Origin of the sequence: Pseudoalteromonas caenipelagi, assembly GCF_013140855.1 — a bacterium.
Lineage (GTDB): Bacteria > Pseudomonadota > Gammaproteobacteria > Enterobacterales > Alteromonadaceae > Pseudoalteromonas > Pseudoalteromonas caenipelagi.
In genome coordinates, this window is sequence record NZ_JABBPG010000009.1 from 169,312 (window position 1) to 189,800 (window position 20,489).

Here is a 20,489-nt window from a genome sequence, read left to right on the forward strand (position 1 = left end):
ACTAGGCTAGATTAAGTCATATCGTGTATGTAAGTGCTAACAAATACACATTTTTAGCCTAAGTTGTTCTTTGGTGCGTTAAGAAGGCTGCGTGAGATGTAACGGCAATAATAAAAATTGAACGCGTTAAGTTTTTTTAAAGTTCATCCTAATTTATTATTAAATCATAAATGAACAGTATTTTTACTGATTAAATCGGCTGATTTGTGCAAAATAGTTTACATTATTCTAGTCCAGTAGCTATTCTTAGAGTATGATCCCATTAAGTTGTGCTACCCCCTTTTGAGGAACAAATGCGTCTTGAAATTCATTGTGCAGACCGAATTGGTATTGCCCAAGAAATACTTAACATATTGGTTAGTTATCAAGTTGATTTAAAAGGTATTGAAGTCGATTCGGTAAACTGTCGAATGTATGTGAGCTTCCCGCCGATAGAATTTGAACAATTTCAAAAAATAATGCCAGAAATTAGATTGATAGATGGCGTTGAAGACGTTAGAACCACTGCATTCTTACCTTCTGAAAGAGAACATAACGAGCTTTATACTCTGTTGAGTGCTTTGCCAGACGGAGTGATATCGATAGATGCAAAAGGGTGGGTTCGTCATTGTAATGATGCCGCAAGCAAAGATCTCAACCAGCCTGAGTCTGAGATTATTGGTGCAAACATCAATAATTTACTGAAGGGGTTCAACTTCACACGTTGGCTCGAAGGTAAAGAGGTCTTAGGCCAAACAACCCGCGTAGAGGTTGGCGGGGAAGATTATATTGCCGATATTTTACCTATCTCAGTGCCGCAAGGAGATGAACAAGATGTTTTAGCCGGAGCGGTAATCAATATCAAATCTCAAAGCCGACTTGGACAGCAAGTAAGTGCATTTCGTCGTTATGGTCAGGAAAGTTTCGCTACCATTCACAACCATAGTACGGCAATGCGTCGAGTTGTGCGTGAAGCAAGAAAAATGGCCCAACTCGAAGCGCCTATTTTGATCACTGGTGAAACTGGAACAGGTAAAGAGCTTTTAGCGAGAGCTTGTCATTATGCTTCTAACCGTTCTTTAAAACCGTTTATTGCCTTATCTTGCGCTTCGTTACCGGATGATGTAGCTGAGTCTGAATTATTTGGATACGCAGGATATGAAGAAAACACCGCACCAAAACGTGGTGTATTGGAACAAGCCGATGGTGGTACTGTATTTCTAGACGAAGTAGGTGAAATGTCTAGGCAGTTACAAACTAAACTACTTCGATTTTTGCAAGATGGCACTTTTCGAAAAGTAGGCGATGAAAATGAAGTAAAAGTAAATGTGCGTATTGTTGCTGCCACCCAAAAAGACTTACCGGCGATGGTGCAAGAGGGCAGCTTTAGGGAAGACCTATATTATCGTATTAACGTATTAACGTTAGAAATAGCGCCTTTGCGAGACAGAAAAGCAGATATAGGTCCATTAGCTGAACACTTTATTCAAAAGTATGCGCAGCAAAATGGACATCCTGCTCCAAAGCTGTCTGAGGAATGTTTAGAGTTTTTAGAGCAATACCCATGGCCTGGTAATGTTCGCCAATTAGAGAATTCTATCTATCGTGCTGTCTCTTTGCTTGATGACCAAGAGCTGCGCGTCGAGCATATGCAATTACCAACGTTTACACATGACTTAGGCTATTTAGAGTCAGATTTTGAAGGGTCTTTAGAACAAGCAGTAAAACGCTTTGAAGCCACGCTGTTGAGAAAGCTATATCCGGCTTACCCAAGTTCAAGGCAGTTAGCTAAACGCTTGGGACTTAGCCACACAGCGGTTGCCAATAAGCTAAGAGAATACGGTATTAATCGTAAAACAGTAAAAGTTTAGTTTAAAATACAAAGACATGGCGTTAGTTCTTAATGCTCATGTCTTTTGTTACCCCATCAAGTTTTACATTCGCTATGCCGCTTTGAGTAAATGACACTTCAATACTGATATTTGGTCTTGCTAAAAAGTAATCTACTTTATTAAACGTTAACAGGTAACTACCAATTACATTATCGTTATAATCCTGTTTTCTGAGCCAAATTTTATGGTTGCCTATTTGCCACTCAAATCCTTCAATAAATCCTTTGTTGAATTCTTGCACCCACACTTTATCTTCGTCTTTGCTTAGGGTAATCGCAATTGAATACGACTCTGGCAACTCAGACATCTCATAGCTTTTATCGCCAATCCGAAACTTTTTGGTGCTCGTTTGCCAACCAAAGCCAAACTTAAAATCTTTTTCTACGCCAGTTGGATAGCGTAAGGTCCCTTCGCCAGTATAGTCGAAATCAGCCAAGCTGACGCTTGAAAAAAACAGGCAAAAGCTACTAAAAAGCAGTGTTAAGTTATTCATGTTCTTCATTGTGATCAATTCGTTAGACTTTATCTGAAGCCTAGTTTAGCACTAGTTAGATGGCAAGTATTTGTTGTTCGCTTAGTGTTCTATGTTAGACTCGGTGGAAACTGTAGACTGGTTGGACCAATTGACATGAATTTGTATTTTCGTTTGCTATTGTTATTTTGGAAAATAAAAAACAATAAGCAGTATCAAGCACTTTTAGAGCCTATTACCTGTGACTTTAAAGTGCTGCCAAGTGATTGTGATATTAATTTACATCTAACTAACTCTCGATACTTAGCGTTTATGGACTTGGCCAGAACTTGGATGACAGAGCGCATAGGTTTATTTAGTGCCGTGATGAAGAAACGTTGGTTTCCGATAGTCAATGCAACGGCCATTACCTACATCAGAGATATAAAGCCTTTTGAGTCATTCACGGTGACCACGCGTTTAGTTGGCTGGGATCATAAGTACTTTTACATTGAGCAGAAGTTTCACTCGACACGAGGGCTTCACGCGATTGCCTATGTACGCGGTGTATTTCGTAAAAAGGGTGGGATTGTGAGTGTCGAAGAGATGCTCGAGGTTGCCAAGTTTGATGGTGAGACACCAACGTTGCCAGCTGAAATAGTGCATTGGAAAGCAATGTTAGAAGAGAAAAAAAATAGTAATCAATAAATAAAAGGCCGCTTTGATAGCGGCCTTTAAGGCTGAGTAAAGTAACTGTATTTATAAATTAGAACTTATATTTTACGCCGAACATTGCAACAACAGGGTCTAGCTCAACATCTGACGTAAGTGCTTTAGTACCATTTGCATAAACAGTTGCATCGGTGTTGATATCTATTTTAGAGATCATACCGTGTAGTCCCCATTTCTCATTCAAGTCGTAGTTAAAGCCAACTTGTAGAGCGACACCAAATGAGCTGTCTAAATCCACTTTTACATCGTTTGTACCTAGTGTCGTGCGTAGCGCCTGAGTTGCCTCTTCATCAAAAAATACGGTGTAGTTTAGACCCGCGCCCACGAATGGACGAAACGCAGAATCAGCACCAAAAAAGTGATATTGAGCCATCAATGTTGGTGGTAAGTGCTTAACTTTAGCTATTTCAGCACCTTGCAAGCCGCCAGCACCATTAACTGTATGAGAGAAAGGGGTTGCCGCAATAAGTTCAAATGTAATGTTATCTGTGTATTGGTAGTCAAATGTTAGACCCAACTGGGTATCTGAATCTGCTACTAGTCCAAGCGCTTTGTTTTGCTCAATATGAGACGCTGTATTGCTTGGATTAACATTAATTGCACCAACGTTTACGCTAAACTGTGCTTGAGCAAAAGGTGCAGCTACGAGTAAAGCCGATAGTAATGCTGTGCTAAGTGTTTTCATTGTCATCTCCTGAACCTATACGAGGTATATCTTTTTGTTGGGTTCATAATAAGAGTTACTTGGATAAAAAAAGCTGTCCTAGATCAATATTTACCATTGGATGTTTCAGAAATTTTTGAAAGTTTGATTTAGATTAAGTTTTCGAGCATTTCAAGATTGGTTTTATTAGAAAACTTAGTTGATATGTCATAAACATGACGCATTGTTGCCATGAAAGCGCAATATCTAGTCGCTGTAATTAACAATCATGTTCAGTACAGAGCTTATAGAAAATGGCGCAACACCTCGCGAGTATCGCAAACTATCCTTTAACAACAGTTGAAAAACTACAAAAGCTAATTCAAGCCCCCTCGGTTACCCCCCAAGATTCAGGCACCCTCAGCTGGTTGGCAACGAGGTTATATGAACTGGATTTTGAAATTTTGCTGCTTGAAGAAGAGCAAGGGGTAAAAAACTTAGTTGCGAGACGTTGTTTTTCTGATGGCCCTAGCCTTGCTTTTGCGGGCCATGTTGATGTTGTGCCTGCAAGCAATAAAGGTTGGCTAGCCGCTCCTTTTAGTGGTGATATTATTGACGGCTGCATCATTGGCCGTGGCGCCGCAGACATGAAAGGCGGGATAGCGGCAATGCTCAGTGCAACCGAAAGACTGTGTACAAAAGAAAGCGAGTTCGAAGGAACATTTTATTGGTTATTAACATCTGATGAAGAGGGCGAGGCTGAATATGGCTCAAAACATATAGCTCACTTTTTAGCAAGTCGGGGTATAACACTCGATGCCTGTCTGGTTGGAGAGCCGACTTCTGATAAGTCTGTTGGTGACACCATTAAAAATGGTCGACGTGGTGCTCTGTCGGGGCGTGTGCAAGTAAGTGGTAAAGCTGGTCATGTTGCGTACCCTGAAAATACGCTTAATGCAGCACACATTGCAGGTGAAATTGTAACAGCTTTAACTCAGCTTGTATGGTGGAAAGATGAGCCTGGTTCAAAAACACATTTGCAAGTGACGGGGATCACGGTCCCGAATATCGTTGATAACTTAGTGCCAAGCGAATGTGAAATTACATTCAATATTCGCTATAGCCATGCTTATCGCAGTGACTCGGTATGTCAACTCGTTGAATCTATGCTAGAAAAGTGGAAATCCAATCTACAGTTTGTGTGGGAGCGACCTTGTGAACCTTATTACACAGGTGAAAAAGCGCAGAATTGTTTTTTGTCATTAACAGAAAAGGCCATTTATCAGGCTACAGGGCAATACCCTTCACTAAGCACATCAGGTGGCACATCTGATGGTCGTTTTTTTGCTTCATCACACACTCAAGTTATTGAGTGTGGGGTGCGAAATCATACTATTCATCAGGTCAATGAACATGTCTCAATTGCCGATTTACATGCGATTGAAGAAATATACCTTAATGTTTTAACTGAATTTTTTATTAAACATTGATTGCCCATCTAAAAATTTTTGTATTTTTTACTTGAAAACAATTTTGTCGACCATAGATAGATTAGTGAAGACGCCGTAATGGGTTTTCACTAAATGCAATAAACTGATTTTAAAATAAAAAATAGTTTTTGGCTGGTTCATCAGGAAGAGTTGAAAGCTTATATCGCTTAAATTGAGGATATCATTATGCGCACAGTAGACCTATCTCCACTATATCGTTCTTTCATTGGTTTTGACCACCTAGCATCATTAATGGATGCAGCTGCACGTACAGACAAACAACCTAGCTTTCCGCCATACAACATTGAGCTGTTGGAAGAAGATAAGTACCAAATTACCATGGCTGTAGCGGGTTTTAGCGAGCAAGAGCTAAGCATTGAGTCAGAAAACAACACTTTAAAAGTAGCGGGAACTAAAGCCCAAAAAAGCGCCGAATCAAGCAGAAAATTTATTCACCAAGGAATTGCAGAGCGCAGCTTTGAACGCAAATTTCAATTAGGCGATCATGTTAAAGTAATAGGTGCTGCACTGGATCACGGGTTGTTGGTTATTAACCTAGAACGAGAGATCCCAGAAGCGCTTAAGCCTCGCAAAATTGAAATTGGCACCAGCAAGGTGTTAGAAAACAAATAAGCTTAGTTAAAACAGATTTCCCTGACTGTTGTTAACGACCAATTATGTAATAACAATGCCGCTTTTTGAGCGGCATTGTTGTTGCTGAGTATACTGACATTTCCATCGCGATTGCTTTTTGCATTGCACAGCCGTTTTAATTGATATTAGTTTTCTTCGCTAAGCTCTTGCTGTAGTCGTTCGCTCATTTGCTTTATCCCAGCAATTTTTTCTTGTGCAAATGTCAGCTCTTCTTCACTAATACCTTCTTCACGGCCTCGCTGTAAAAGCGCTTCAAGGCGTTTTACTTTATCCTTTGCTGCGACAATAAATGCGTGCTTTAGTTTTCTCTGCTGCTCATCTCCATAGGCTTGATAACTTTCATAATCATCTAAGTCGCCTTGATAGCTATCGTAAGTTGCAGGTTTGCCGATAGGGGGGATATACACCTCGATGTCTTGCTCGGAGCGGGCCTCTGACACTAAGGTGACACCTTTATTTTGTTCTGTATCACTTAGGTTTTGTATAGGAGTAGGGGGACTTGGTAGAGTCACACTCGATGACGCTACCAAAGAGGGCTGAGGTAATGGCGCTTTGCTCGCAGTGTGTGTGGAGTGCGAATTTGGCTCATTGAGCAAATAGCGTATTGCAAATAGTGCTAATGCGCAAGCTATCGCAAGTAAGGCATATTTTTTATTCATAGTTTTATATTATGTTGTTCAAACCAATGTTTTTTAAGCTCGGCATAGGCTTTTTTTGCCAGAGCGTCAGTTAAAGCAAGTTTTGCTTGATATTTAACCGTTTCACTATCCTTATCATAATAAGCATAGAAACGTTGTTTTGTATGTGCCACAAGCCATTGCCCTTGAGGCGAGCGAATGGGCTTTGATAATTGATTTGGCTGTAAACTAAAAACCACCTGCTGCGCCCATGAACTATTCTTTTGGCGTTTTACCAGCCCTTTATCAACAGCAAATAAGTCGACTTGTTTAAAATGGGTTACTGCTTGGTCAAAAGAGTGTGCTAATGCATAGCTTTGAAATTGCTCTGCTTTTGCCTTGTCCTCAAATAACACTGCATTGGCTTGGACTTTTTCTATAAATCTAAATTTTTGTTTATTTTTTGCAAAATAGCCATGTACAGCCTGTTCGGTTATGCGCTGTTGCAACTCGTCTAAGTAGTCGCTGCGCTCTGCATGCAAACTATGTGCTACTCCAAAGTAAGTCAGCATCGTTGGTCGTAGTAATTCTGCTTTGGCAATATTTATCAGCTTGTTTGGGGAGAGGTGTTGTGCTTGAAGCTTATTATTAAGCCCCTTCATAATAAGGTTGAATCGACGGTGCTCTGCAACAAGTGATTTGAATAACTCAATATCACCTTGGTGAAGCTTATAGCGGTTTTGCATAGACTGCTCAGACATCAGTGTTGCGAGAGTCAGTTTACCATCGGCTAAATGACTTAAGTCAACCTTAGCTAAGCGCATTAATTCTAACTCTGTATAGACATTGTTGCTCGGGTAACTTGGTAACTGTGTTTGCAGCCATTGTGAAGAGTAGGGTTGCCATACTTTGTCGTTTAGCTTGGGAATATGCGGCAACGGAAATTGGCTTTTTAGTAGGGTTAATGTGTATCTTCTTGCATGAAAGTTGCTGCTAAAGCCAACTGCTGACTGTCTAACCAGAATAGCTGGGTTACGTTGCTTCGCTTGCTCTAATAAAAAGGTGTTTTCCAACAAGCGTGAGTGGGTTTGGTTGAATGTAATACTCTCCTCTTTTTCTTTAAGTATTTGCTGAACCAGCTTTACTTCGGCTTTCTCAAATGTAACGTTTGCGAAAATTGGCAAGCTAATAAAGCTTGCCAATAGTAGTACTAAAATAGGCATTAACGTGCCACCATTGCATGGTTTAGCAAATGTACAACCATCGCTATGGCATGGGGAATGACAAGTTTTGCGGTATTTAAACGGTCATAGTGGTCTTTTGAGTTAAGGACAATTCCACCTTGAGAATAAGACAAAGCGCCGCCTTGAGTTAACAATGGGCGAATATCTTGGCTGTTTATTGCTAAAGGAGCAAAATTATCAAGAGCTTCACGTACTAGCTGTGTGTTGTTTAAGTTTTCTTTATCGTAATAATCTTTTACCCAAGACTCCCAGCCTGCGTGGTTTAAATCAGAGGTAGTCCAGGTGTGGTGTGGTTGTAAAAGATCGGTCGTATGAAAAACAAAGCCAAGGATTTGTGGATTACCACTTTGCAGATATTTTTGATACCAATATTGTCCAAGGTTGTCGATTGGTTGAAACGGCATCTCTTCAAAGTCATCATACATACTGTAGGTAGAGTGACCGTCGATGCGGTAATTCGCTTCGGTAATACCATAGCTGTTGTATTTTGTATCGTCCGCGCTAAACCAGCCCGTTTCACCACCGCGGCCATCATCAAGGTAATCACCTTTTAGCCATGTTGAAGCGATAGAATCTACCGTTCCCCACACTGTTAGCTTCTTCCAGTTATAACCACCAAAGTCATTTCCATGGGTATCCGCACCTTGAGTATGGTTTTGAAAATGCCAGTAGCTGGTATATTTTACGATACTCTCTGCAGCTCCCCAAAGTGGCGCTTGGACACAATCACCAGTGATAGCTCCGCAAAAGAATGTATCTTCAAAATCATCTACATCATAGGCTGCTTGACCCAATAATTGTGCTAACGCAGAAACACTCATGTTATTTGCTTGAGCATATTGTACGAGCTTTTGGTATTCAGTAGAGGTTGGGTGTTGAGCCATATAATTAACCGCATCAATGACGATACGTTTGTGAGTTTCTTGGCTAAAAGCTTCAGCGTTGAGAGCCGCAACACTTAAAAGCGAGCAGAGCATGATTTTTTTCATTATTTATCCTTTGGTAAAGTAATCACTCTAGTTTAAGAAGCGGTATTTGACATGCTAATTGTTACTTTTTCATTTCATTTTGGTTAATTTTGGTTTTTTTTGTGATGGGAAATATATGATTGTTGGTAGCGTTTAGGTCGGGTATCATTAGGCGATAAATTCGGCACAACTAAAACTAACAATAAGCATGCCTAAACACGATGAATAACATAAAAATAATATTGATTACCTTGCTGCTTTGTATTCCGGTGCGCTCCTATGCTCAAACTGAACCTGAAAGTAGCGACGAATTATACTGGCAATTAAGCATTGGAGCTTACTGGGTTGACCTTTCTTTACCTGAATTAAAAGGCGCGGACTCTGATTTTGGTGGACTAAATATCCTGGCTGATGCGCGCGTTGAATATAAAAACTTTTATTTAAGGGTTAAATCAGGAGACTTTTTCGGGGGAGCTGATATAGGCTACCAAGTTTGGAATGATGAGCTACAAGGAGTGGATGTTATTTATGGGCACTACCAAATGGGGTTCTCTCAACAAGGTTATGATGAAGATGGAACGATAGTCCCTGAATTAGCTGGGATAAAAGAGCGCCATCAGGACCAGTCCTTTGGTTTGGCATACTATCGTACATTCGGTCAGTATGAAGCAGCTTTTGAGCTGGTATATGATGCCTTTGGGGCGAGTGATGGTTGGGTGCTTCACGCTGAAGCAACACGTTCATTTGAGCTGAGAAATTGGGACCTATGGGTTAACTTTGGCGCCAATTACTACTCAGGTAACTTTATTGATTACTTTTATGGTGTGGACTCAGACGAACAGTCACCCCATTTGCCAGCGTATGAGGTGAATGGTGCTTCTTCAGTATTTGTTCAGACTCAGGCTAACTATCCCATTGCCGTCGATTGGGTGTTTAGTACGGGGGCATCTGTGTTAATCGGCTCTTCTAATGTCTTAGAAAGTCCCTTAGTAGAATCACGCTATGCAACTGCTGTTTTTGCTGGAGTGAAATATGTATTTTAGAACCATGTCAGCACAGTATATGCTAGGAGCAGTTTTGGGTTTTGCAACGTTTGGTTTGTCTGCTGAAGAACAAGTACCCAGCCAAATCTTACAAGCAACTCCAAATAAGTGCGTTGCACTAAACCAAGGAAGAACTTGCTATGCCGATGTGACATTGAAAGTGAACACACCCGCCTTGGGTGACTACTGTATACGCCAGAGCCAATCAAAGAAAATTTTACAATGTTGGGCTAACACTCGCTCTTTTGTTTATACGCTTAGTTTTGGTTCACCGGAAAGTCTAAGCTATGAGCTGATATCTCAAGCTGACAGAGATGTGCTCGCAGTTACGACTATAGAAGTTAATTGGGTACATAAAGTTCAGGTTAAAAAACGCCGATGGCGATTGTTCTAAACACTTAACCAAGTCAACTTGATACGAGGCCCAGATGGGCCTTGCTATTGAAAAAAACTGATTGGATTGCTCGTTTTGTCAGTTTACACGTATTTCCTATTTCAAAACTATTATCCATACCTGAAGTTTAGTAGTGTGGTGTGTTTAAGATTTTAAACTCTCAAATACACCCCAGATCGCTATACCAAAACACAGCGCAACGGGTTGCCAAAAGGTTTTTTGCACACGCTTTGTCAAAATATATATTTCTTTCACACTCGCTTACAAGCAATTTTAGGTTAGCTAATTGTCGATGTAAGTTTTTGCTTATGCGCTCTAAATTGCCCCAAACAGACCACATTACTCGATTTGAACAATACACTTTTTATTATATTTGCAAAAATATGCAAAGCCTTACGCCATGCATTACGTAGTGCGAGTGTAAATTGTGCTCCAAGATGAAGTTGCAGTGTTGTTATCATTGTATTGCACAAAACACTAATATCTCTCTCGCTTGGTTTTAGCTGCGCTAATCGGTGTGCATTGGTATATATAAACTGCGCGAGCTGCTCTTGTTGAGGTAAAAGGTAGAGGGCTTCTTGAATAAATTTACTCAATCGGTGTTCAATGGTGATGAGTTGTTCATTACTTTGTGGCAGCTGTAACTGCATTTCATATCTATTAAGTTGTGTCCTTAAACTAACACAAAAACAGTGGAAGTTAGGCTGTAGAGTCGCAAATGACTGGGTTAATAACTGATACTGATATGGAGAAATACTCATAATCGCCTCGCTGTCGATTAAGAGCGCATCCGTTTGCTCGAACTAAACCAAAACAAGTACAACCACATAACTTGTTACCAGCTGCTAAAGGGCTATTTACTGCAGACTAGTCTCCTAAGTATAGTGTCAATAAGTAAAGATGCGAGAAGTACGATAAAAAATGTGCGAAAAAGTCTCAGCATGTGAGAAAAATCGCACGTTAAGATTTTGTTAAGTTACTATCGCTGCATTTGATGCCACAGCAGGTATCAGCGCTGGGAGTCGCTGTGCTTATATCTTCACTAATAGGTTTTTATTTCAGTCTAAGGTTGCTTATTAATGGAACTGTCCTTATAATACAGCGCATATTTTGCAGTGTTTGCACTGCTATTTATTGGCGCGGGATGGAGCAGCCTGGTAGCTCGTCGGGCTCATAACCCGAAGGTCGTCGGTTCAAATCCGGCTCCCGCAACCAAATCTAGGGTAGCTCGCTACTCTTGTATGGTGTCGCGCATTCTTTGTAATGCGCGTTTTGCGTTTAAGCGTCAGCTTAATTTTGCTGCAGTCTTACGCAACCAAGCAAGGCCTTTGGCCACACAGTTTTGCTTTAGGTGTGACGCCCCGCTTGGTTCGGGGCGTTGTCGTATCTGCAGCTTAGGTTTCTAACCCAAAGCTTTGGTATGAAACATCTAAGTTATTGGGGCTTTAGCCCTTTTTTTGTTTGTATGGAGGAATTTTGTGACAAAACTCGAGCAAGAATTGACTGCAATGTTAGAGCCCGCGGTTGAAGCACTAGGGTTTGAATTATTGGGTCTTGAGTTTGTGCAAGCTGGTCGTCACTCTACGTTACGTGTATATATCGAGCACGAAGACGGTATTACCGTAGATAATTGTGCAGATGTAAGTCGACAAGTCAGTGCAATTTTGGATGTCGAAGACCCCATTACAAACGAATATGATTTAGAAGTGTCTTCTCCAGGTGTTGATAGACCGCTTTTTAAGCCAGCACATTATGAGAAGGCGCAAGGAGAAGAAGTACGCGTTCGTACTAAGCTTCCGCAAGATGGTCGTCGAAACTTCAAAGGCGACTTAGTTGCTGTTAGCGGTGACATGATCACTTTGAGTATTGATGGGGCAGAGCATTTGATCATGCTAAGTAACATCGAACGTGCGAACATTATCGCAAAGTTTTAAATATTAAGTGCGAAGGATAAGGGCAAGCGAGGCATTACCTATGGCAAAAGAAATATTATTGGTGGCAGAGGCCGTTTCCAATGAGAAGGCAGTCCCAAGAGAAAAGATTTTTGAAGCATTAGAGTTCGCACTAGCGACTGCAACAAAGAAAAAACATAGTGGCGACATTGAAGTTCGCGTATCAATCGATCGTAAAACTGGTGAATACGATACTTTCCGTCGTTGGAGAGTTGTTGAGCCACAAGAAAATGGTTCCCTAGAAAATCCATATGCTGAGATTACATTCGAGGCTGCGCAAGTTGATGAACCTGAGATCCAATTAGGCGATTTTGTAGAAGAGCAAATTGAGTCAATTAAATTTGACCGAATTACTACCCAAATGGCTAAGCAAGTGATCGTACAAAAGGTACGTGAAGCTGAGCGTGCACTGGTTGTTGAAGCATATAAAGATCAACAGGGTGAGCTAGTAACGGGCGTTGTTAAAAAAGCAACTCGCGATGCAATAGTTATGGACTTAGGTAACAATGCTGAAGCGGTTATTTATCGCGAAGATATGTTGCCGCGCGAAAGTTTCCGCCCAGGAGACCGTGTGCGTGGTTTACTATACGATGTAAAACCAGAAGCACGTGGTGCACAACTATTTGTTACCCGCTCTAAACCTGAGATGTTGATGGAATTGTTCCGCATCGAAGTGCCAGAGATTGGCGAAGAGATGATTGAAATACGAGGTGCGGCTCGTGATCCAGGTTCTCGTGCAAAGATTGCTGTTAAATCTAACGATAAGCGAATTGACCCGGTTGGTGCTTGCGTAGGTATGCGTGGCGCACGTGTACAAGCCGTGTCTACGGAGCTTGGCGGTGAACGTGTTGATATCGTACTTTACGACGATAACCCAGCTCAGTTTGTGATCAATGCGATGGCACCTGCAGAAGTTGCATCTATTGTGATGGACGAAGACTCTCGTTCAATGGATATCGCGGTGGAAGCAGACAACCTTGCGCAGGCTATTGGCCGAAATGGTCAAAACATTCGTCTTGCAAGCCAGCTAACTGGCTGGGAACTTAACGTGATGACTGTTGAAGACATGGAAGCAAAAAATGCTGAAGAGTCTGATAAACTAGTTAACTTGTTTACTGAGCATCTTGATATTGACGACGATTTTGCAACGATACTAATTAATGAAGGCTTCTCAACTTTAGAAGAAGTTGCGTATGTACCCGTTGCAGAGTTTTTAGAGATAGATGGTTTAGACGAAGACACAGTAGAAGAGCTGCGTAATCGTGCTAAAGATGCTTTGACAACAAAAGCACTTAAAACAGAAGAGAGCCTTGAAGGGGCTGAGCCTGCTGAAGACTTATTAGCTTTAGAAGGTCTAGAACGTCACCTTGCATTCGTTATGGCTAGCAAAGGAGTTATTACTCTTGAAGACTTAGCTGAGCAGGGAATTGATGAGCTAGTTGAAATTACAGAATTATCAGAGCAAGAAGCTGGGCAGTTGATTATGGCTGCGCGTAATATTTGTTGGTTTGGTGAAGACGCATAATATATTAACGGAGGTAACACACACTATGGCAGAAGTGAGCATTGAGAAACTAGCCGAGACTATTGATACAACTGTTGATAAATTACTGCAGCAGTTGAATGATGCAGGGATCACCAAAGGCAAAGACGACAGCGTAACTGAATCTGAGAAAGCACAGTTACTTGACCATCTAAGCAAGCAGCATGGTGGCAAAGGCGCTGAAGGTCCAGAGCGTATGACTTTACAACGTAAAAGCAAAAGCACCTTGAGTGTAAAAGGCTCTACAGGTAAAGAAAAATCAGTCTCTGTTGAAGTACGTAAAAAACGTACCTATGTTAAAAAGAGCGCAATTGATCAACAAAAAGAGCAAGAGCGTCTAGCGGCTGAGGAAGCTGCACGAAAAGAAGCTGAGTTAAAGGCACAGCAAGAAGCAGAGCAAAAGGCTAAAGAAGAAGCTGAGCGTAAGGCCAAAGAAGAAGCTGAACGTAAAGCCAAAGAGGAAGCTAAACGCAAAGCAGAAGCGCAGCGTAAGGCTAACGAACCGCAGGACAAAAAAGTGGATAGTGCACAAGTTGAAAAAGACCGCCTAGAAGCTGAGCGTCTGCAAAAAGAAGCAGAAGAGGCAGCATTGAGAAAAGCTGAAGAAGAAGCGAAGCGCCAAGCTGAAGAGGCGCGCAAACTAGCTGAAGAAAATGAAGCTCGTTGGAAAAAAGAAGAAGAGGAACGCCGTCAACGTGAAGAAGCGGCCGACCATCATTTAACGACGTCAACTTATGCTCGTGAAGCAGAAGATGAATCAGATGCACGTGAAGAGAAAAGTGCTCGTCGTAAGAAAAAGAAAAAAGGCCCAGCAAAAGCTGAAGCTCCAGTAAGGGGTCGTAAAGGCAAGCTGAAAGCGCCAACATCATTACAACATGGCTTCCAAAAACCAGTTACAGATGTGAAAAATGAAGTACGTATTAGTGAGACTATCACTGTTGCTGAACTTGCATCTCGCATGGCCGTTAAAGGCGCAGAAGTTGTTAAGACAATGATGAAAATGGGCGATATGGTTACTATCAACCAAGTTATCGACCAAGAAACTGCGCAGTTAGTTGCTGAAGAAATGGGTCACAAAGTGATTCTAGTGAAGGAAAATGAACTAGAAGAGCAAGTACTAAGTGATCGTTCTGAAGTAGATTCAACAGAATCGCGTGCTCCAGTAGTTACAGTAATGGGTCACGTTGACCATGGTAAGACATCAACACTTGATTACATTCGTAGCGCAAAAGTAGCTTCAGGCGAAGCCGGTGGTATTACCCAGCATATCGGTGCATATCACGTTGAAACTGAAGGTGGCATGATCACTTTCCTAGATACTCCAGGTCACGCAGCATTTACATCAATGCGTGCACGTGGTGCAAAAGCTACCGATATTGTTATCCTTGTTGTTGCAGCCGATGATGGTGTAATGCCACAAACCAAAGAAGCGGTACAGCACGCGAAAGCGGCTGGCGTGCCTTTGATTGTCGCTGTGAATAAGATGGATAAAGAAGGTGCAGATCCAGACCGCGTAAAGAACGAACTAGCTCAGCTTGATGTTATCCCAGAAGAGTGGGGTGGGGATGTACAGTTTGTGCATATTTCAGCAAAAGCTGGTACTGGTGTTGATGAGCTGCTAGAAGCTGTATTGATGCAAGCGGAGCTGCTTGAGTTGACAGCACCTACTCAAGGTATGGCTGCGGGTGTAGTAATTGAATCTCGCCTAGATAAAGGCCGTGGTCCAGTTGCAACCGTACTTGTTCAGTCAGGTCAGTTAAGTCAGGGTGATATTGTACTGTGTGGTCTTGAGTATGGCCGTGTACGTGCAATGCGTGACGAAAATGGTAAAGAAATTAAGACTGCGGGTCCTTCAATTCCTGTTGAGATTTTAGGTCTATCTGGTGTACCTGCTGCAGGTGACGAAGCGACTGTTGTTAAAGATGAGCGTAAAGCGCGTGAAGTAGCCCTGTATCGCCAAGGTAAATTCCGTGACGTTAAGCTAGCGCGTCAGCAAAAAGCGAAGCTTGAAAACATGTTTACTAACATGACTGAAGGCAACGTATCTGAAGTTAACGTGGTACTTAAAGCAGACGTTCAAGGTTCAATTGAAGCGATTGCTGACTCACTGACTAAACTGTCAACTGATGAAGTTAAAGTGAAGATTGTTGGTTCTGGTGTCGGTGGTATCACAGAAACAGATGCAACACTTGCAGCTGCATCGAATGCAATTATTGTTGGCTTTAACGTCCGTGCCGATGCGTCTGCTCGTAAAGTGATTGAAGCTGAAAATCTAGACTTACGTTACTACAGTGTTATCTATAGCCTAATCGAAGAAGTGAAGCAGGCCATGTCTGGTATGCTTGCTCCTGAATTTAAGCAAGAGATCATTGGTCTTGCTGAAGTACGTGATGTGTTTAAGTCACCTAAGATTGGTGCTATCGCAGGCTGTATGGTTACTGAAGGCATCGTTAAGCGTAGCGCACCAATTCGTGTACTTCGTGACAACGTAGTTATCTACGAAGGTGAACTTGAGTCACTACGTCGCTTTAAAGATGACGTACAAGAAGTACGTAATGGTATGGAATGTGGTATCGGTGTTAAGAACTACAATGATGTGAAAGTTGGTGACCAAATCGAAGTATTCGAGACGGTAGAAGTTCAACGTACACTGTAATTCTAAACTGATAGTGTGATTAAAATGGGGGCAATTGCCCCCATTTGTCTATTGTGTTTAAATAAAATTTATTGTTATTTTTCAATATTTTAATTTTATAAGTGGTGAAAATGAGAGAATTTTCTCGCACAGACAGAGTGGCTCAGCAAATTCAAAAAGAGATTGCGGTTATTCTACAACGCGAAATTAAAGACCCCCGTTTGGGCTTCGTTACAGTATCAGCTGTTGAGGTGTCTAGGGATTTGTCATACGCGAAAATCTTTATCACAGTCCTTAATACTACGGATGAAGATAAGACTAAGCAAAGTGTTGCGATTTTAAATGATGCGACGGGATATATTCGTTCAGTGCTTGGGAAACGAATTCGTGCTCGTATCATGCCAGAGCTACGCTTTGTGGTAGACAACTCTTTGTTAGAAGGTATGCGTATTTCTAACTTGGTAGATTCGGTGATCCGAGAAGACAACCAAAAGCGTGGCCCTGAGTCATCAGAGGACTCTTCTGAGAATCCTTCTGGAGATGAGCAAAAGTAATGGCTAGACGTTCTAAAGGCCGTCCAGTTGATGGTATTGTGTTACTGCACAAGCCACAGGGGATCTCGTCAAACAAGGCATTGCAACAAGCAAAAGGTATTTATTTTGCACAAAAAGCAGGACATACCGGTGCGCTCGATCCGCTCGCAACCGGAATGCTGCCTATTTGCTTTGGGGAAGCGACCAAGTTTACGCAGTTCTTGTTGGACACAGATAAAACCTATGTAGTACGTGCCAAGTTGGGTGAGCGTACGACAACCTCTGACTCAGACGGTGATGTGGTCGAAACTCGGCCAGTCAATATTGAAAGAGACACATTGCAAAGCGCTGTAAATAGCTTTTTGGGCGAGTCTGATCAGTATCCATCAATGTACTCAGCGCTGAAATATCAAGGCCAGCCCTTATATAAGTATGCACGTGAAGGTATTGAAGTACCGCGCAAATGCCGAAAAATCAATGTGTATAGTTTAACCCTTGACGAATATGATGCTGAAAATGAAGAAATTCAAATGACGGCACATGTCTCAAAAGGCACTTATATTCGTACCATTGTTGATGACCTTGGCGAAAAGCTTGGTTGTGGCGCGCATGTGATCATGCTGCACCGTTCTAAGGTTGGGCATTATCCCAGTGAAAAAATGGTGACTATAGAGCAGTTGGAAGAAAAACTGCAACTGGCTAAATCTGAAGGTGTTGAACCATCAACTTATTTGGATGCGTTATTATTACCGATGGATACCGCTTTGGTTGATTTACCTGTTGTTGAGATATCTCAAGAGCAAGGTAAGGCATTTAGCCATGGTCAGGTTGTTGTCTGTGATCAAGTGCCAGATGGGATCATTAAGGTTGTAGCTGATGGCCAGTTTATTGGTATTGGTGAGCGTAACGCAGATGGTCATCTCAAAGCCAAAAGAGCCTTGGCAACCAATCAATAAGTTTTACTAGCGTCAGATATTACTTGCTGGTACAATGCGCGCCTCTTACTCGCTTTGGCTGAATTAGTGATCGGCTAAAGCATAATTTAAATTCTATTTTGGAGTTATTATGTCACTAAGCAACCAAGAAAAAGCAGAAATCGTAGCAAAATTCGCACGTGCTGAAGGCGACACTGGTTCACCAGAAGTTCAAGTTGCACTTCTTACTGCTGATATCAACAAGTTACAAGGTCACTTCGCTGATCACAAGCATGACTTCCACTCACGTCGTGGTCTGCTTCGCAAAGTTAGCCAACGTCGTAACTTGCTTGATTACCTTAAAGGTAAGAGCGTTGAGCGTTACTCAGCACTAATCAAAGAACTTGGCCTACGTCGCTAATAATTTGATTACTTGTTGGCTTTTTAGTCAACATAGAAAAAAGGGGCTTAATCGCCCCTTTTTTTGTGGCTGATGTCCAAGTATACTAAGCTACTTCGGCATAGGGCCGAAATTACGTCGACATCTTTTGCCAATTGTAGTGCTTAAGGTGATTCATGAGTCATCTTAAGACTGTAATTGGTAGTTGTTGGCGTTTATATTTTGTTTATTGAAGGAAATATTTGTGCAAGCAATTATTAAAGAATTTCAACTAGGTCAACATACAGTGACTCTAGAAACAGGTGCAATCGCTCGTCAAGCTGACGGCGCAGTACTAGCTAGCATTGGCGACACATCAGTATTAGTTACTGTTGTTGGTAAGCGTGATGCAGTACCAGGTCAAGACTTCTTCCCACTAACGGTTAACTATCAAGAGCGTATGTACGCAGCCGGTCGTATCCCAGGTGGTTTCTTAAAGCGTGAAGGTCGTCCAAATGATGGCGAAACACTTATCGCACGTCTTATTGACCGTCCAATCCGTCCTTTGTTCCCTGATGGTTTTGTAAACGAAGTACAAGTTATCGCGACGGTTGTTTCAGTTAACCCTGAAATTCAACCAGACATGGTTGCTATGATTGGTACTTCAGCTGCGCTTGCTATCTCAGGTATTCCATTTAATGGTCCAATTGGTGCAGCTCGCGTAGGTTACATTGATGGTCAATACGTACTTAACCCAACTCTTAAAGAGCTTGAAGAAAGTAAGCTAGACCTAGTTGTAGCAGGTACTGAAAACGCTGTACTTATGGTTGAGTCAGAAGCTCAGGTGCTTTCTGAAGAAGAAATGTTAGGTGCGGTTGTATACGGTCACGAGCAATCTCAAGCAATCATCAAAGCGGTTGAAGAGTTTAAGGCGCAAGCAGGCAAACCGGCTTGGGAATGGGCTGCTCCAGAGAAAAACATTTCACTTGCAGATAAAATTGCAGAACTTGCAGCTGATAAAGTCGGTGAAGCGTACCGCATTACTGACAAAGTAGCGCGTAAAGAAGCACTGACTGTTGCAAAAGAATCGGTAGTTGCTGCTCTAACAGCAGAACTTGCTGAAGGCGATGTGCTTGATACACAAGAAGTATCAAAACTATTCGGCTCACTTGAGAAGAACATTGTACGTGGTCGCATCATTGCTGGTGAAAAGCGTATCGATGGTCGTGAACCTGATATGGTTCGTGCACTAGACGTGATGACGGGCGTATTACCGCGTACTCATGGTTCTGCTATCTTCACTCGTGGTGAGACGCAAGCTCTTGTTACAGCTACATTAGGTACTGAGCGCGATTCACAAATGATCGATGACCTAACAGGTACTCACAAGCACCACTTCATGTTGAACTATAACTTCCCTCCTTACTGTGTAGGTGAGACGGGCTTTATTGGTTCTCCTAAGCGTCGTGAAATCGGTCACGGTAACCTTGCTAAGCGTGGTGTACAAGCGGTACTTCCTACATTGGCAGAATTCCCTTACTCAATTCGTGTTGTATCTGAAATCACCGAATCAAATGGTTCGTCGTCAATGGCTTCTGTATGTGGTACGTCATTAGCGCTTATGAATGCTGGTGTGCCTATCAAAGCATCTGTAGCAGGTATTGCTATGGGTCTTGTTAAAGAAGACGAAAACTTTGTGGTTCTTTCAGATATCTTAGGTGATGAAGATCACTTAGGTGATATGGACTTTAAAGTAGCAGGTACAAGCGAAGGTGTAACTGCACTACAAATGGATATCAAGATCGAAGGTATCAACAAAGAGATTATGCAGATTGCGCTTAAACAGGCAAAAGCAGCTCGTTTACATATTCTTTCTGTAATGGACGAAGCTATCTCAGCACCTTCTGAAGAATTATCAGAATTTGCTCCTCGCATTTACACAATGAACATTCCACCGAAGAAAATCGCGGAAGTTATCGGTAAAGGCGGTGCAACTATTCGTCAGCTAACTGAAGAAACTGGCACGACGATTGAAATCGAAGATGACGGTACTATCAAGATTGCTGCAACTGACGGCATGAGTGCTAAAGATGCGATTTCACGTATTGAAGCGCTTACAGCTGAGTTAGAAGTAGGTACTATCTACAACGGTAAAGTTGTACGTATCGTTGACTTTGGTGCGTTTGTGAATGTGTTACCAGGCAAAGATGGTCTAGTACATATATCTCAGATCAGTGCTGAGCGCGTTAATAACGTGGCAGACCACTTATCTGTAGGTCAAGAAGTTAAAGTTAAAGTACTTGAAGTTGACCGTCAGGGCCGTGTGCGTCTAAGCATTAAAGAAGCACAAGAGCAGCCTGCAGCGCAAGCACCTGAAGCGCCAGCAGAATAACATTGTGTAAATAAAACAAGTTAGTAACGAAAGG

General features: G+C 41.9%; 19 protein-coding genes and 1 tRNA gene. 14 read left to right on the forward strand and 6 right to left on the reverse strand.

Annotation, left to right across the window (positions count from 1 at the left end; translation table 11 throughout):
- Positions 1-293: 293 nt before the first annotated feature.
- Positions 294-1,850, forward strand: coding sequence for a transcriptional regulator TyrR (gene tyrR, locus HG263_RS18145; RefSeq protein ID WP_171627505.1), 1,557 nt, complete (start codon positions 294-296; stop codon positions 1,848-1,850).
- A 22-nt stretch (positions 1,851-1,872) separates the two neighbouring features.
- Here tyrR and HG263_RS18150 read toward each other — a convergent pair whose 3' ends face one another.
- The gene (locus HG263_RS18150) at positions 1,873-2,364 is read right to left on the reverse strand and encodes a hypothetical protein (protein ID WP_171627506.1); all 492 of its coding nucleotides are present in this window, start codon (positions 2,362-2,364) and stop codon (positions 1,873-1,875) included.
- Positions 2,365-2,499: 135 nt separating this feature from the next.
- Between HG263_RS18150 and HG263_RS18155 the strand changes: the two genes are divergently transcribed.
- Positions 2,500-3,030 carry a thioesterase family protein gene (locus HG263_RS18155; RefSeq protein WP_171627507.1) on the forward strand — a complete coding sequence of 177 codons (531 nt, stop codon included), beginning with the start codon at positions 2,500-2,502 and terminating at the stop codon, positions 3,028-3,030.
- Positions 3,031-3,088: 58 nt separating this feature from the next.
- On the opposite strand, the gene HG263_RS18160 is transcribed toward HG263_RS18155, so the two are convergent.
- On the reverse strand, positions 3,089-3,739 hold the full coding sequence (locus HG263_RS18160) for an OmpW/AlkL family protein (protein ID WP_171627508.1): 651 nt from the start codon (positions 3,737-3,739) through the stop codon (positions 3,089-3,091).
- A 272-nt stretch (positions 3,740-4,011) separates the two neighbouring features.
- On the opposite strand from HG263_RS18160, the gene dapE reads away from it, so the two are divergent.
- Positions 4,012-5,187 carry a succinyl-diaminopimelate desuccinylase gene (dapE, locus tag HG263_RS18165; protein WP_171627509.1) on the forward strand — a complete coding sequence of 392 codons (1,176 nt, stop codon included), beginning with the start codon at positions 4,012-4,014 and terminating at the stop codon, positions 5,185-5,187.
- 186 nt (positions 5,188-5,373) lie between these two features.
- The gene (locus HG263_RS18170) at positions 5,374-5,820 is read left to right on the forward strand and encodes an Hsp20 family protein (RefSeq protein ID WP_171627510.1); all 447 of its coding nucleotides are present in this window, start codon (positions 5,374-5,376) and stop codon (positions 5,818-5,820) included.
- A 146-nt stretch (positions 5,821-5,966) separates the two neighbouring features.
- Here the strand turns inward: HG263_RS18170 and HG263_RS18175 are convergent, their stop codons facing one another.
- From HG263_RS18175 to HG263_RS18185, 3 genes are read right to left on the reverse strand one after another with little or no spacing between them, the layout of a single operon-like run.
- Positions 5,967-6,500, reverse strand: a complete 534-nt coding sequence (locus tag HG263_RS18175) for a hypothetical protein (protein WP_171627511.1) — start codon at positions 6,498-6,500, stop codon at positions 5,967-5,969.
- Entirely contained in the window at positions 6,497-7,681 is a 1,185-nt protein-coding gene (locus HG263_RS18180; protein WP_171627512.1) for a peptidylprolyl isomerase, read from the reverse strand. The genes HG263_RS18175 and HG263_RS18180 overlap by 4 nt, the downstream gene beginning before the upstream one ends.
- Positions 7,681-8,691, reverse strand: a complete 1,011-nt coding sequence (locus HG263_RS18185; RefSeq protein ID WP_171627513.1) for a phospholipase — start codon at positions 8,689-8,691, stop codon at positions 7,681-7,683. The genes HG263_RS18180 and HG263_RS18185 overlap by 1 nt, the downstream gene beginning before the upstream one ends.
- 200 nt (positions 8,692-8,891) lie before the next feature.
- Between HG263_RS18185 and HG263_RS18190 the strand changes: the two genes are divergently transcribed.
- Positions 8,892-9,713, forward strand: coding sequence for a MipA/OmpV family protein (locus tag HG263_RS18190; RefSeq protein ID WP_171627514.1), 822 nt, complete (start codon positions 8,892-8,894; stop codon positions 9,711-9,713).
- On the forward strand, positions 9,703-10,107 hold the full coding sequence (locus HG263_RS18195) for a DUF3019 domain-containing protein (RefSeq protein ID WP_246240025.1): 405 nt from the start codon (positions 9,703-9,705) through the stop codon (positions 10,105-10,107). The genes HG263_RS18190 and HG263_RS18195 overlap by 11 nt, the downstream gene beginning before the upstream one ends.
- A 278-nt stretch (positions 10,108-10,385) precedes the next feature.
- Here the strand turns inward: HG263_RS18195 and HG263_RS18200 are convergent, their stop codons facing one another.
- Positions 10,386-10,868 carry a globin gene (locus tag HG263_RS18200; protein WP_171627515.1) on the reverse strand — a complete coding sequence of 161 codons (483 nt, stop codon included), beginning with the start codon at positions 10,866-10,868 and terminating at the stop codon, positions 10,386-10,388.
- 377 nt (positions 10,869-11,245) lie between these two features.
- Here HG263_RS18200 and HG263_RS18205 point away from each other — a divergent pair.
- The 8 genes from HG263_RS18205 to pnp all read left to right on the forward strand — a co-directional run bounded on the left by HG263_RS18205 (position 11,246) and on the right by pnp (position 20,455).
- Positions 11,246-11,322, forward strand: a tRNA-Met gene (locus HG263_RS18205).
- A 263-nt stretch (positions 11,323-11,585) separates the two neighbouring features.
- On the forward strand, positions 11,586-12,041 hold the full coding sequence (gene rimP, locus HG263_RS18210) for a ribosome maturation factor RimP (RefSeq protein ID WP_171627516.1): 456 nt from the start codon (positions 11,586-11,588) through the stop codon (positions 12,039-12,041).
- A 40-nt stretch (positions 12,042-12,081) separates the two neighbouring features.
- Positions 12,082-13,584, forward strand: a complete 1,503-nt coding sequence (nusA, locus tag HG263_RS18215; protein WP_171627517.1) for a transcription termination factor NusA — start codon at positions 12,082-12,084, stop codon at positions 13,582-13,584.
- A gap of 25 nt (positions 13,585-13,609) precedes the next feature.
- Positions 13,610-16,258: a translation initiation factor IF-2 gene (infB, locus tag HG263_RS18220; RefSeq protein WP_171627518.1), complete on the forward strand. Its 2,649-nt coding sequence runs from the start codon at positions 13,610-13,612 to the stop codon at positions 16,256-16,258.
- 110 nt (positions 16,259-16,368) lie between these two features.
- Positions 16,369-16,791, forward strand: a complete 423-nt coding sequence (gene rbfA, locus HG263_RS18225; protein ID WP_171627519.1) for a 30S ribosome-binding factor RbfA — start codon at positions 16,369-16,371, stop codon at positions 16,789-16,791.
- Positions 16,791-17,726, forward strand: coding sequence for a tRNA pseudouridine(55) synthase TruB (gene truB / locus HG263_RS18230; protein ID WP_171627520.1), 936 nt, complete (start codon positions 16,791-16,793; stop codon positions 17,724-17,726). The genes rbfA and truB overlap by 1 nt, the downstream gene beginning before the upstream one ends.
- Positions 17,727-17,835: 109 nt before the next feature.
- Positions 17,836-18,105, forward strand: coding sequence for a 30S ribosomal protein S15 (gene rpsO, locus HG263_RS18235; protein WP_171627521.1), 270 nt, complete (start codon positions 17,836-17,838; stop codon positions 18,103-18,105).
- A 223-nt stretch (positions 18,106-18,328) separates the two neighbouring features.
- A complete protein-coding gene (gene pnp, locus HG263_RS18240; RefSeq protein ID WP_171627522.1) occupies positions 18,329-20,455 on the forward strand; it encodes a polyribonucleotide nucleotidyltransferase in 2,127 nt (708 codons plus the stop codon).
- Positions 20,456-20,489 lie beyond the last annotated feature (34 nt).

Coding starts and splice junctions, on each gene's coding strand:
- rbfA (WP_171627519.1), top strand. CDS start 16,369: ATGAGAGAATTTTCTCGCACAGACAGAGTGGCTCAGCAAATTCAAAAA.
- tyrR (WP_171627505.1), top strand. CDS start 294: ATGCGTCTTGAAATTCATTGTGCAGACCGAATTGGTATTGCCCAAGAA.
- HG263_RS18185 (WP_171627513.1), bottom strand. CDS start 8,691: ATGAAAAAAATCATGCTCTGCTCGCTTTTAAGTGTTGCGGCTCTCAAC.
- HG263_RS18180 (WP_171627512.1), bottom strand. CDS start 7,681: ATGCCTATTTTAGTACTACTATTGGCAAGCTTTATTAGCTTGCCAATT.
- HG263_RS18170 (WP_171627510.1), top strand. CDS start 5,374: ATGCGCACAGTAGACCTATCTCCACTATATCGTTCTTTCATTGGTTTT.
- dapE (WP_171627509.1), top strand. CDS start 4,012: ATGGCGCAACACCTCGCGAGTATCGCAAACTATCCTTTAACAACAGTT.
- rpsO (WP_171627521.1), top strand. CDS start 17,836: ATGTCACTAAGCAACCAAGAAAAAGCAGAAATCGTAGCAAAATTCGCA.
- nusA (WP_171627517.1), top strand. CDS start 12,082: ATGGCAAAAGAAATATTATTGGTGGCAGAGGCCGTTTCCAATGAGAAG.
- HG263_RS18150 (WP_171627506.1), bottom strand. CDS start 2,364: ATGAATAACTTAACACTGCTTTTTAGTAGCTTTTGCCTGTTTTTTTCA.
- HG263_RS18175 (WP_171627511.1), bottom strand. CDS start 6,500: ATGAATAAAAAATATGCCTTACTTGCGATAGCTTGCGCATTAGCACTA.
- HG263_RS18200 (WP_171627515.1), bottom strand. CDS start 10,868: ATGAGTATTTCTCCATATCAGTATCAGTTATTAACCCAGTCATTTGCG.
- HG263_RS18195 (WP_246240025.1), top strand. CDS start 9,703: ATGTATTTTAGAACCATGTCAGCACAGTATATGCTAGGAGCAGTTTTG.
- HG263_RS18190 (WP_171627514.1), top strand. CDS start 8,892: ATGAATAACATAAAAATAATATTGATTACCTTGCTGCTTTGTATTCCG.
- HG263_RS18160 (WP_171627508.1), bottom strand. CDS start 3,739: ATGAAAACACTTAGCACAGCATTACTATCGGCTTTACTCGTAGCTGCA.
- truB (WP_171627520.1), top strand. CDS start 16,791: ATGGCTAGACGTTCTAAAGGCCGTCCAGTTGATGGTATTGTGTTACTG.
- infB (WP_171627518.1), top strand. CDS start 13,610: ATGGCAGAAGTGAGCATTGAGAAACTAGCCGAGACTATTGATACAACT.
- HG263_RS18155 (WP_171627507.1), top strand. CDS start 2,500: ATGAATTTGTATTTTCGTTTGCTATTGTTATTTTGGAAAATAAAAAAC.